At 37.4% G+C, this 12,740-nt stretch carries 12 protein-coding genes; all 12 read right to left on the reverse strand.

Translation table 11 applies throughout. The features are described 5' to 3' along the window. Positions 1–106: 106 nt before the first annotated feature. The gene (locus M3189_RS01455) at positions 107–469 is read right to left on the reverse strand and encodes a small basic family protein (RefSeq protein WP_251631124.1); all 363 of its coding nucleotides are present in this window, start codon (positions 467–469) and stop codon (positions 107–109) included. Further along, positions 469–1,209 carry a DUF881 domain-containing protein gene (locus tag M3189_RS01460; RefSeq protein WP_251631126.1) on the reverse strand — a complete coding sequence of 247 codons (741 nt, stop codon included), beginning with the start codon at positions 1,207–1,209 and terminating at the stop codon, positions 469–471. Before M3189_RS01460 ends, M3189_RS01455 begins: the two co-directional genes overlap by 1 nt. Before the next feature lie 50 nt (positions 1,210–1,259). After that, on the reverse strand, positions 1,260–1,967 hold the full coding sequence (locus M3189_RS01465) for a DUF881 domain-containing protein (protein WP_251631128.1): 708 nt from the start codon (positions 1,965–1,967) through the stop codon (positions 1,260–1,262). Next, positions 1,948–2,748 (reverse strand): cell division protein FtsQ/DivIB, encoded by an 801-nt coding sequence (locus M3189_RS01470; RefSeq protein ID WP_251631130.1) that lies wholly within the window; start codon positions 2,746–2,748, stop codon positions 1,948–1,950. Before M3189_RS01470 ends, M3189_RS01465 begins: the two co-directional genes overlap by 20 nt. Before the next feature lie 193 nt (positions 2,749–2,941). After that, on the reverse strand, positions 2,942–3,850 hold the full coding sequence (murB, locus tag M3189_RS01475; protein ID WP_251631133.1) for a UDP-N-acetylmuramate dehydrogenase: 909 nt from the start codon (positions 3,848–3,850) through the stop codon (positions 2,942–2,944). A 63-nt stretch (positions 3,851–3,913) separates the two neighbouring features. Continuing rightward, positions 3,914–5,017, reverse strand: a complete 1,104-nt coding sequence (gene murG, locus M3189_RS01480; protein ID WP_251631135.1) for an undecaprenyldiphospho-muramoylpentapeptide beta-N-acetylglucosaminyltransferase — start codon at positions 5,015–5,017, stop codon at positions 3,914–3,916. Between the two features lie 154 nt (positions 5,018–5,171). Continuing rightward, positions 5,172–6,272 carry a stage V sporulation protein E gene (gene spoVE / locus M3189_RS01485; protein ID WP_251632054.1) on the reverse strand — a complete coding sequence of 367 codons (1,101 nt, stop codon included), beginning with the start codon at positions 6,270–6,272 and terminating at the stop codon, positions 5,172–5,174. A 63-nt stretch (positions 6,273–6,335) separates the two neighbouring features. After that, positions 6,336–7,688: a UDP-N-acetylmuramoyl-L-alanine--D-glutamate ligase gene (gene murD / locus M3189_RS01490; RefSeq protein WP_251631137.1), complete on the reverse strand. Its 1,353-nt coding sequence runs from the start codon at positions 7,686–7,688 to the stop codon at positions 6,336–6,338. Beyond that, the gene (mraY, locus tag M3189_RS01495; RefSeq protein WP_251631139.1) at positions 7,689–8,663 is read right to left on the reverse strand and encodes a phospho-N-acetylmuramoyl-pentapeptide-transferase; all 975 of its coding nucleotides are present in this window, start codon (positions 8,661–8,663) and stop codon (positions 7,689–7,691) included. It abuts the gene before it with no gap. A 2-nt stretch (positions 8,664–8,665) separates the two neighbouring features. Beyond that, positions 8,666–9,121 carry a hypothetical protein gene (locus tag M3189_RS01500; RefSeq protein WP_251631141.1) on the reverse strand — a complete coding sequence of 152 codons (456 nt, stop codon included), beginning with the start codon at positions 9,119–9,121 and terminating at the stop codon, positions 8,666–8,668. 2 nt (positions 9,122–9,123) lie between these two features. Further along, positions 9,124–10,584, reverse strand: a complete 1,461-nt coding sequence (locus M3189_RS01505; RefSeq protein WP_251631143.1) for a UDP-N-acetylmuramoyl-L-alanyl-D-glutamate--2,6-diaminopimelate ligase — start codon at positions 10,582–10,584, stop codon at positions 9,124–9,126. A gap of 183 nt (positions 10,585–10,767) precedes the next feature. Continuing rightward, the gene (locus tag M3189_RS01510; RefSeq protein ID WP_251631145.1) at positions 10,768–12,687 is read right to left on the reverse strand and encodes a stage V sporulation protein D; all 1,920 of its coding nucleotides are present in this window, start codon (positions 12,685–12,687) and stop codon (positions 10,768–10,770) included. Positions 12,688–12,740: the final 53 nt, after the last annotated feature.

Below are 12,740 nucleotides of genomic sequence, written 5' to 3' on the forward strand. Positions count from 1 at the left end.
CTTCAGTCGAACAACTTTTATATTTCACAAGATATATTAATAAAAAAGTACACACCTATATCTTATAAAATTATTCGTCACAACTAAATAATTCCCTTTAAAAAAATCAATTTTTTTCTATTTTTTCTTTGTTTGTTGACCATTTTGTCAATAATATTCGTCTTATAACAGCTATATTTTGAAATAAGCGTACACCAAAGGCAAAAACAGCTGCTAAATACAAGTCTACACCAAGATGAACGCCTAGAAAAGCTAAACTTGCAGCAAGTAAAATATTAAAAAAGAATCCAGAAACAAAGACTTTTTCATCATAAATATTTTGCAGATGTGCTCTTATCCCACCAAATAATGTATCAAGAGCGGCAAGAACTGCAATCGATAGATAATTAGAATATTCTTCAGGAATCCTTATATCTGTTAGTAGACCAAGGAGTACTCCAATGATTAATCCTAATAACGGCAGCCACATTATGTATTCCCTCCTTCATTCGCCTTCAATGATTCTAAATATCGAATCCGGATAGGATTATCATATGCGGGGATGGTAAGCTCAGAGGTTGGTTCTGAAATGATTAGCTTAAGATTTTCAGTGAAAAATTCCTCTGTTGCTTTGGACGCTTTTATCCTGTTGTATAATTTTTCAGCTGTGACTAAATTGTCTACACCAACCTTAACCTCTATAGGTAAACTCGATATTGCATGACCATCAATTTTCGTTTCATTATTGATATCTCTAATGACAGTCGTATTAATGACTCTCTGACCATCTACAGAAACGTATGCTGCGTCATACATATTCAATTCATTTAATAACCTTTTTAGTAGTTCAGGTGACACATCTTTTGATATCGGTTCTCCTATTTGGATTTCCTCCATGATAGGTTCAATTCTCAGCGATAAACCTGGACCTTTGACTTGCGTCAATCCAGCCTCAATCTTCAATTCTTTTATTGTATCTCTTAATGCCTGTTCCTTACTTTGTTTCTGCTTTGAATCATAGGCAAGAAGTTTTTCTTCAATGGATCGAATTTCACTCACCAACTCAGATTGTAATTCCTTTTCTTGGAGCAAAGCTTCCCGGAGCTGCCATAAATCGCGAGTATCGCGTTCGACAGGTTCTTTTACACTTTGAAACTGAATGGCAATCATAAAACCGATTACTGCAGATATTACAATAAAACTTAAATTATTTTTCTTCTGCTTGTCCACTTTTTTCACCTAACCTTTTATATTATCTTTTCGTGGACGTATTTAACTATCTATGAATTACCTAAAATGGGATTTAAGATAATTTCGTTCTGTTTTTCTAGGCTAAAGACTATATTATCGTTTACGAGCTGGTCTTTTACACCACCTGTAAGGTTTAACGCAGAAGTCAATACCTCTGGATCACCAATAGCCGTAATAACAAACGGTGCTGGATGTTGAATACCATCTACGGTAATAACGGGTCCATCACATAGTATATAAGACTGGCTTGTTAATCTCTGGCCATTTATGGCAATGGCAGCAGCACCTGAGATATAAAGTTCATTAATCACTTTAAAAACATGGTGTTCATGGACCAGATAGTTATTAATATTTTCTTCCTCTGGGTCGTACGCCCCGTCAGATAGCTGTACCTTTACACCCTGTCCCTTCACCTTTACTTTACCTAAGAACATTCGGTATCTCTCTGCATCTTCTGCAAGGTTCAAATAAGCATCTGCTTCTTTTGAAAGGTCTTTTTCGTTTTCTAGTACCTTATCTTGTTTTTGGTTTAATTCCTTTTGTAATTTCCGATTCAATTCCTCAATGTCAATTAGTTGGTTTCTAAGATCTAAGGTCTTTTCCCATTGCTTACTTGTTAGATTTGTATTTTTTTGATTTATTTCTTTTTGTGTAAAGTGATAAGAAAATGCAATCATAAACCCAAGAACAAGGCATACAAGGGATAAAATTACATGCTTACCCTTCACCTTTATCATTCTCAATTTCTGATTCCTCCGATTTCTCCGATTCCAATTCATAGGCCTTAAAATATGAACCTACCTCTAGATCGATAATACCCTTTTTGTTTGGATCTAATTGGCTAATGATTGAAGGATAATGGACCATTTTCTCCGAAAAACTCCGTAATGTAGCACTTACTTCAAAACCATCATTCATAAATAAAGTAATATGATATTGATCCGTTTTTTTCGGGGTATAGTGTACTTCAGAGATTGCGTTTAGAACACCATCCGGAAGTTCAAGAAGGGCAGAGACCGTTTCATTAAGGATAGCTCCCTCTTTAAATTTAAAAAGAATGGGTGCATTGATAGGTATTTCAACCACTTCCCTATCCTTAAGGATTTTTCCGTTTTCCATAACCGGGGAATAGGAGTTATCCGACTCGAGATAAGCAATTTTTTTTCGTTCCTCAATCTCTATCACTACTGTATTAGGCCATATTATTTTTACCTTTGCCTCTTTAATTACATTAATCTTTTGGAGATTAGAAGCGATTGAATCTTTCTTAACACTCCAAATATTTGTTTTTTTTGATAAATGACTAACACTAATTATTTCATTTGTTGATAGTAGATCATTACCTTTAATGGATATCTTTTTAACATGACTTAATGGCGACTGTACATAAGCGACGACGGCAATCATGGTAAAGAACAAAAATAGAAGAAAAATAAGCCTTCTGTTGGCTTTACGGCGCCTTTGCTCTTTAAGCTTTGGAATTCGATCCTCAAGAGCGACAATCTTACCTTTATCCATACACTTCCCTCCATTAAGTTTAACGCTTAGCATGTCCTAAAAGAAAACCTATGATATCTACCCGCTTTTCCTGCCTAAAAAGCGAAAACAACGGCACGAAAAATCATGCCGTCATTCATTTTCTCAGTTTATTTTCCATATTTATAATGAGTAATTATAACACAAAATTTGTAATAAGTACGACTAATTCTTATTACTGTCGTCCAATAATTTCTACCTCTGTTTCCATTTTAATTCCATATAACTGTAGAATTTTATCTTTAATATACTGAATTAAATCTAGTACATCCTTTGCAGTTGCATTACCGGCATTTACAATGAAATTCCCGTGCATTTCCGATATTTTTGCACCGCCAATTTGGAAACCTTTTAACCCGGCTTCCTCAATTAATTTACCTGCATAATTGGGGAGCGGGTTACGAAAAATACTTCCTGCACAAGGGAAATTCCATGGCTGTGTTTCTTTGCGATAATCTTTATTTTTTTGCATTTGGGAAACAATCGTATTTTTATCACCCATTGTCAGCATAAATTCTGCTTCAAGTACGATACCAGGACGCTTCTTTTGAAGGACCGAGGTTCTATAGGTGAACTCCATATCATCATTGGATAACCATTCTATTGACCCGTCTTCAAACAAGATGTGTGCCTTTGTCAAAATTTTACTAATATCAGAACCATGTGCTCCTGCGTTCATGTAAACTGCACCGCCAACTGATCCAGGAATACCACTGGCAAATTCAAGTCCAGACAAGCCCTTCTTTGAAATCAATGTTGATAGGCTTACTAAAGAATGTCCACCTCCAACCGTAATCGTGGACTCATTAATGGATAGATGGTTTAATCCGGAGCTTAACTTTATTACCACACCTTCAATCCCCTTATCAGAAACAAGAAGATTGGAGCCTCTGCCAATAGCTCTCCATGGGAGTTGACGTTCTTTAATCAAGGTCATTACTTTTTGGATATTTTCCAATGATGATGGTTCAATAAGGATATCCGCAGGTCCTCCAATTTTCATTGTTGTATGCTGGGATAGCAGTTCATTTCTCTTAACCTTGCCAATATTTAATTCTTGTAATTCTGTAAATAATCCGTCCATTCTTATCACCCTATCTTTCAAAACAAACGTATAGTTTTAGTTTATGCTAAAAACTGTATTGGGCTACTTTTGTTTTCCTTGGACAAGCTGTTTCATAAGTTTATACAACCTATCAGCCGAGTCCGGCACCCCTAAATTCTTTGCTTTTATTTTCATCATTTGTAAATTCTCATCGTCTAACAGAATTTTGTCTATATGTTGAATTAAACTTTTGCTATTTAAGTCTTTCTCGATTAGTAATTCTGCAGCTCCGTGGTCACTTAATGACCTAGCATTTTTTTCTTGATGATTATTCGTAACATAAGGACTTGGCACGAGAATACTCGGAATCCCCAATGACGTGATTTCTGCAAGTGTCGTTGCACCAGCTCTTGAAACAACTAAGTCAATCCCTGCCAGAACCTCAGGCATGTTATGAATAAAAGGCTTAATAACTACGTTTTTAGGATTTCCGACAAGTTCAGCTTCTTTTTGTACATCAGCAAAATGCACATCACCCGTAACATAGAGTACTTGATAGGGCTTTTCACCAAATTCAGAAAGCGCCTTAACTACAGCATCATTTATAGGTCTTGCACCACGGCTTCCCCCGAAAATTAATACTGCTGGCTTTGTCGTGCTTAATCCTGTCGAAAGTCTTCCTCTAATGCCATCTTGCCCAATGACTTCTGAAGCCCGCGGGTTACCAGTAAACACCACTTTCTCCTTAGGAAAATATTCTCTTGCTTCCTCAAAACAAATAGCAATCTTGTTAACGTATCTGCTTAAAAATTTATTTGTTAACCCAGGAACACTATTCTGCTCGTGGACAATGGTTGGTATCTTTAATTTGGCAGCTGCATATACAACAGGCCCACAAACATATCCACCTGTTCCAATGACAATATCAGGTTGGAACTCTTTTAACATTTTTTTACTGTCCCTGGCACCTTTTAAAAATCTTACTATCGTTTTGATATTATCTAAGGATAATTTTCTTTTGAATCCGGTAATATGGATGGATTTAAAAGGAATCTTTTCCCGAGGAACAATTGTACTTTCCAAACCGCTTTTAGTTCCTATGTATAAAAACTCAACATTTTTATTGTCTTTTTGTATTTCTCTTATGAGAGCTAGAGCTGGATAAATATGCCCCCCAGTTCCACCGCCACTAACTACTATTTTCATATGTTCACCTCAAATTAAAAAATGCATTACGCTCATTTCTTATCCTATCTTACTATAAAATTAACAGAAGAAAATGATTGATAAAAGAATGTTATCTAAATGTAAACAAAAAAGGAGATAAATAAAAAGACCCTGCCTCACTGAACAGGGTAAATTAATATCTAGAATAACGGCTTATGTTTAATAAAACACCTATAGCCATCAACATTAAGGTTAGAGAGGATCCGCCATAACTTAGGAACGGAAGAGTGATTCCAGTAACAGGCATTAATCCAGTTACTACTCCGACATTAATCATAACTTGAATCGCTACCATTGAAATGATACCAACTGCCAGAAAGCTTCCATATAAATCAGGTGCCCCTAGGGCAATACGTATTCCCCTCCATAACAACAATGCAAATAAAAGTAGAATGAAGGATCCGCCAATAAAACCTAGTTCTTCTGCTAATATCGCAAAAATGAAGTCAGTTTGTGGTTCCGGCAAGTAAAAGAACTTCTGTCTGCTTTCACCAAGTCCTAGTCCGAATAAGCCGCCAGGACCAATTGCATAAAGCGATTGGATAATTTGAAAACCACTCCCCAGCGGATCCTGCCAAGGGTCTAAGAAAGAAGTGATTCTTTTCATCCTATAGGGTGCAGAAGCAACCAAACCTACAAATCCTGCTAATCCGATTAAACCCAAAAAGGCAAAGTGTCCAACTCTAGCGCCAGCAATAAAGATCATCACCACACATGTGCCAATCATTACTGTTCCAGTACCTAAATCTGGTTGGAGCATAATCAGGGCAAAGGCAACAAATGCAAGGCCTAATGAAGGCACAAGTCCTTGTTTAAAGGAGGTGATTAACTTCTGTCTTTCAGAAAGAAACTTTGCTAAAAAGGCAATCATGGCAAGCTTCATAAATTCTGAAGGCTGAATTGAGAAGGCACCTACGCCAATCCAGCTTCGCGAGCCATTCCGAACATTTCCAACCCCTGGAATGAGTACGAGTAAAAGTAATACAAAGCAAATTATCAAAATAACCTTTGACCACTCTCTCCATGTCCAATAATTAATATTCATAATAAAAAACATGGCTGCAATCCCAACACCCGCAAAAAGCGTTTGTCTCTTTGCAAAGAAGAATGAGTCATCGAATTTATATTCCGCCCATACCGCACTCGCACTATAAACCATAATAAGCCCTACTGCCAATAACGTAAATGTACAAATTAATAATATAAAATCAGGAGTTGTTCTCTTTGTCGGCACACCTAACACCTCGAATAGCAAGTTTTAGGGCATCCCGGGGTAACCCCCTTGTAAGACAAGCCCTTACTTAAGCTTATGCACCGCTTCGATAAAAATGTCTCCCCTGACTTCAAAACTTTTATATTGATCCCAGCTTGCACATGCAGGAGATAACAAAATAACGTCACCTGGTTCTGAATATTCAAAAGCAACAGGCACGGCCTTTTCAACATTATCGACAGTGTTAATTTGTTTTATTCCTGCTTCTTCCCCTACACGCTGAATTTTCGCTGCAGTTTGACCAAAAGTGATTAATGCTTTCACATTTTCCAAGTATGGCTTTAATTCATCAAATTCATTTCCCCGGTCAAGACCGCCGGCAAGCAGAATAATAGGATTTTTAAAAGCCTGTAACGCAGGTATAGTGGCAAGTATATTCGTTGCCTTTGAGTCGTTATAGAACTTTCTATCAGCAATTTCTGTAACGTACTGAAGACGGTGTTTAACGCCTGTGAACGTTCTAAGGACACTTTGAATAGCATCATTCTTAACACCGGTTAACTTTGCAGCTGCCATAGCGGATAAGATATTTTCAAGATTATGAACACCTGGAAGTGCGATTTCATCTACTAACATTACTTTTTCGCCTTTAAAACAAATCCAGCCCTCATTAATGTACGCACCTTCCGTCAACACACGCTTTGTCGAAAATGGAATACCAGCAGCTCTGGATTGTTCAGCAATTTCCACCACTTCCTGCTGATCTGCGTTATAAATAAAGTAGTCTGTTTCTGTTTGATTTTTAGTGATATTTGCTTTTGCTTTAATATACTCTTCCCTAGTTCCATGATAATCTAAATGCGCATCATACAAATTTGTAATAATGGCTATTTTAGGATTGAACGTTTCTATTCCCATTAATTGAAAGGATGATAATTCAATAACGATATTATTTTCTGCAGTTGCCTCTTCCGCTACACCAGATGCTACCGTTCCAATATTCCCCGCAATTAAAGGCTTCTTTTTACCTGCATTTAACATTTCAAAAATTAACGTTGTCGTGGTTGTTTTTCCATTTGTTCCGGTTATACCAATGAAAGGCGCTTCAGAGATTTTGTAAGCAAGCTCGACCTCAGTCAATACAGGTATTCCCTTCTGGGTAGCACCTTCAATGATTGGGTTTTGATAAGGAATGCCGGGATTTTTAACAATGAGTTCGAATCCTTCATCAAGTAGTTCAACAGGATGTTCACCACATATGACTTTAATACCTTGCTCTAATAGCCCCCTGGCCTCTGGATTTTCTGATAATGGTTTTTTATCGTTTACCGTCACGAACGCACCAAGCTTATGTAGAAGAGCAGCAGCTGTTACCCCGCTTTTTGCCAGCCCAAGGACAAGAATTTTTTTATGAAGATACGTATTTATCTGCTTCACTTATAACCACACCTCAATATAGATACCTAGTATCGCTAGTATTAATCCAACGCTCCAAAATGTTACAACAACCTTCCACTCTGACCAGCCAAGCAGCTCGTAATGGTGATGCAGCGGACTCATCCGAAAAATCCTTTTACCAGTTGTTTTAAAAGAGATAACCTGTAAAATAACCGACAAGGTTTCGATTACAAATACTCCACCTATAATTACTAACAATAATTCTAACTTTGTTAAAATAGCAATGGTTGCAATCGCCCCACCAAGTGCGAGTGACCCTGTATCCCCCATAAATACTTTTGCAGGATGGGCATTAAAAACTAGGAACCCTAAAACTGCCCCAGCTACAGCAACTGAAAAGATTGCCACTTCCATCTGCGATTGATTCCAAGCAAGGACAGCATAGGCACCAAAAGCGATTGCGGCCGTCCCCGAAAGTAATCCATCTAATCCATCTGTCAAATTGACTGCATTTGAGAATCCTACCAGCCAAAAAACAATAAAAAACACAAAAAACCAGCCTAATTCGATGGAGTAATCACTACCTGGAATAGTAATTTCCGTAGGGTAACCATTTTCTTTATAAACTAGATAAAATATAACAGAAATAATAATTTGCCCTAAAAGCTTTTGTCTAGAGGTTAACCCTAAATTACGCTTTAATGCAACTTTGATAAAATCATCCAAAAATCCAAGTAAACCAAATCCAAATGTCACGAGAATAAGCAGGTAGGTTTTAACAGTCGGTTCAGAAAACTTTCCAGTCATGACAAGAGTGGTAATTATAATGGAAAACAAAATCATAATTCCGCCCATCGTTGGTGTACCCGTTTTTACTTGATGGGATTTGGGACCTTCCTCCCTAATGCTTTGTCCAAATTTCAACCTTCTTAAGAAGGGAATAAAAATGGGAGAAAGCAATACAGTAATCAGGAAGCCCATTAAAATTGTGAAAAAAATAACTTGCTCCAGCATTCTTATCCCCTCCTCTCTATATCATTATTCGAGTTATTAATAGCTATCTTTTCTAACATTACAGCTATATCATATGTTTCTTTATTTTCTTTGAGAAGTTTTTTATTTAAAAATGCGAATTTAGTCATATTCATTTTCTCTTTATTATCTCCGTCTATTTTTTCTAAATAAAATCGTAACAAATCCCGGACTCCTGATGTTGGATTTTCAGTAAAGAAGATGGGAAAGTGATTTGGGGTATATCTCGGCAGCTGTTTCTGTTTATCCCAAATTGCTGCAATGGCTCCATTTGCGATGGCATCTAATAGTTCCCCTGAATCATCGTTTAACGGTATAAATAGACCTCTTGTCTGCTCTGTGTCTGCATTGTCAGAAACCGTAAAATATAAATGATCTGCCTCTCTTATACCCTTATAATCTGGGAATATTGTTACTAAATCTTCAAACGCTAAATACATTTCTATCTCTCCTCGATAGCTTCCCGAGCAATGACTCGGTCATCAAAATCATAAACTTTACTGCCAATAATCTGGTATGTTTCGTGACCTTTACCTGCAATTAAGATTACATCCCCATCAGCTGCCTGGTTAATTGCGTTAACAATAGCTTCTTTTCTATCAGGAATGGTAATGTAGCTTTCCCCAGAGACACCATTCTCCATATCTCTTAATATTGCTAAAGGGTCTTCACTTCTTGGGTTATCTGAAGTGAAAATAGGATTTGTACCATAACGACAAGCAATTTCAGCCATTAATGGCCGCTTGGTTTTATCACGGTCTCCTCCACATCCCACAACTACAAAAACCCTCTTTTTCGCAAAACTTTGTATTGTTTTCAAGACATTTTCTAAACTGTCCGGTGTATGTGCATAATCAACGATAACGGTAAATTCTTGTCCTGCATTTACGAGTTCAAATCTTCCGTCTACCCCTTTAACACTTTCGATAGAGTGAATAATTTCCTCAATCGGAATATTCGAAACAAAACCAGCAGCGATACTAGCCAAAACATTATAAACACTAAACTTCCCAATTAACTGTATGTTGATTGGATAACACTTCTCTTTTAATACTATTTCAAAAGTAGTCCCTGCAGAAGTCATCTTAATATTTCTAGCATGGAAATCGGCCTCATTATCAATTCCATATGTCACAACATGAGCCGCTGTTGATTTTCGATACATCTCAGAAGCAGAGTCATCAGCATTTAAAATTGCATATTTAGGTTTATTAGGGTCAAATGTATTTCCTAGCTGAGAAAATAATAAACTCTTAGCGTGCTTATAGTCATCCATTGTTTTATGGTAGTCTAAATGATCTTGGCTGAGGTTTGTAAATACAGCTATATCATAGTCACACCCATGGACTCTTCCCATATGTAAGGCGTGCGATGAAACCTCCATAATCGCTGTATCTACACCAGCATCAAGCATTTGTTGGAAACCCTTTTGAAGGATTAAACTTTCTGGTGTTGTATTTTTCGTTTCAATCTTCTGGCTGCCTATTTTTGTATACATGGTACCTATTAGACCAGTACTCCGATTTACATCAGAAAATATTTTTTCGATAAGGTGACTTGTGGTTGTTTTCCCATTTGTTCCTGTAATTCCAATTAAATGTAGTTTTTTTGTTGGATGGTCATAAAAAGCATCAGCTAATACTGCCATCGCCCTAGTTGTATCATTAACGATTATGACAGGTACAGAAAGAGCTAGTGGACGCTCAGCTAATACTGCAGCAGCACCATTATTCACTGCTGATTCTGCATAATCATGGCCATCGACGGTATATCCTTTAATACAAATAAATAAACTTCCCTTTTGCACCTTACGATTGTCATTTTCAATCGCTGTAATTTCAGGATTCGTCCCTTGATAAGGAACGAGGAGGTGCAAATGTTGAAGTAGGTCATGTAGTTTCATAATCTCAAATCCTCTCTTGCCTTTTGCAATACTAACAATTATTCACATAAAATTTTCTCTTAAAAAGATTCACCTTATTTTACAGCAAAACAAAGTAGAATGCCATTTATCCTTTAGTATTTCAAAAAAACAGGCGGCGGAAATCATTCCGGCCGCCTAACTTAAAGAATTTTATTTCTTTAATTATTCCTCTTTACCAAAATAAAGTCTTATTGTGGAACCTTCTTTTACTTTTGTACCAGGTTCAGGGGACTGTCTTACAACAATATCACCTTCACCACTTGCATCAATTTTAAGATTTAGCAGCTGTTCGGTAATTTCCAACTTCGTTAAACCTGTTAAGTCAGGAAGTGTTATTGGCGCCGTGTCCGGCCATCTTAATTCTTTTTCAATTTGATCTTTTCTAGGCTTTACACCCATGGCCATAAGTCCATCCTTCATAATACTGCCTACAATTGGAGCACTTATGGTTCCCCCGAAGATCAATCCGCCTTTGGGGTTATCTACCGCCACATATACAACGATTTCTGGATCATCTGCAGGGGCAAAGCCCATAAATGAAACGATAAAGTTATTTTCTAAATATCTTCCGTTTTGCGCTTTTTGTGCTGTTCCTGTTTTACCGCCAATTCGATAGGAGTCAACAAAAGCCCTAAAACCTGTACCTTGGGCGACAACACTCTCTAGAGCATGGCGAATTTCCTTAGAGGTTGCTTCAGAGATAACTCTTCGTTTCTCCACAGGTGTATTTCTCATCACAACTTCTTTTGTAACAGGATCAATTAATTCTTCTGCGATATATGGCTTATAAAGAATTCCGCCGTTTACTGCTGCGGCAACGGCTGCAACCTGTTGTATGGGTGTTACCGATACACCTTGACCAAAAGCAGTTGTTGCTAGTTCAACAGGACCTACTCGATCTAAATTAAATAAAATCCCTGAACCTTCACCAGCTAAATCAATCCCAGTTTTCTGCCCAAAACCAAAATCTTTTATATATTTAAATAAGGTATCTTTCCCTAATCTTTGACCTAGTTCCACAAATCCAGGGTTACAAGAATTTTGGACTACTTCTAAAAAAGTCTGGCTTCCATGTCCGCCGCGTTTCCAACATTTCAACCTTGCACCCGCAACTTCTACTGAACCAGGATCATGAAAATGTTCTTTTTCTAAATTCACCTTTCCTTCCTCTAACGCAGCTGCTAGCGTGATGATTTTAAAAGTAGAACCTGGCTCATAGCTGGACCATACAGGAAGATTCCGGTTATACACTTCTTGAGGAACATTTCTAAAATTTGCTGGGTCAAATGTTGGTCGACTTGACATTCCTAAAATTTTCCCATTATTTGGATTCATCGCAATTGCAATAATTCCATCAGGATTATAGGTTGCCTCCGCGATATCAAGCTCTCTCTCAATAATCGTTTGAATTTTGGTATCAATGGTAAGCTTTAAATCTAAGCCGTCTACAGGATGCTCGTAGTCATCAGCCATGTCATCCATTCTTTCTCCCTTGGCATTAGCGTAAAACTTAACGGATCCTCTTTCACCACTTAGCTCTTTATCATAGTACAGTTCTAATCCCATTAACCCCTGGTTGTCCACTCCTGAAAATCCTAAAACGTGTGAAAGATAGCTTCCAAACGGATAATGCCTTTTTGAGTCTTCACCTATATAAACTCCCTCGAGTCCTAATGCCCTGATTTCTTTTGCTTTTTCATGAGAAATCTTTCTTCCTTCTTTTATCCTTACAATCGATTCACCCTGGGTGATTTGTCGATAGGCATTTTCTTTAGGAATATTTAATACAGCTGCCAATTTTTCAGAAGTTGCAGCAGGGTCTTTGACCTGTCTTGGGACTACATATACAGTTGGAGCACTAACATTTGTGGCCAATGGGACACCATTACGGTCTATTATTTCGCCGCGCTCGGGTTCAAAAGGAATATTTCTACTCCAAGATCCTTTAGCTTGACCGGTCAACATATCACCTAGAACAAACTGTACATAACCAAGTCGGACATCAATGATTAAAAAGATTAGAATTCCCACGAACAATGCAATCATTAACCTCTTACGGACAGTTACATTTGAAACACGCATAAAATGAACGAGCCTCCTTTATCCTACTCGTTCATTTATATGCTTGTACTTAT

It is taken from the genome of Neobacillus niacini, from assembly GCF_023715415.1.
Classification (GTDB): Bacteria; Bacillota; Bacilli; order Bacillales; family Cytobacillaceae; genus Neobacillus; species Neobacillus niacini_C.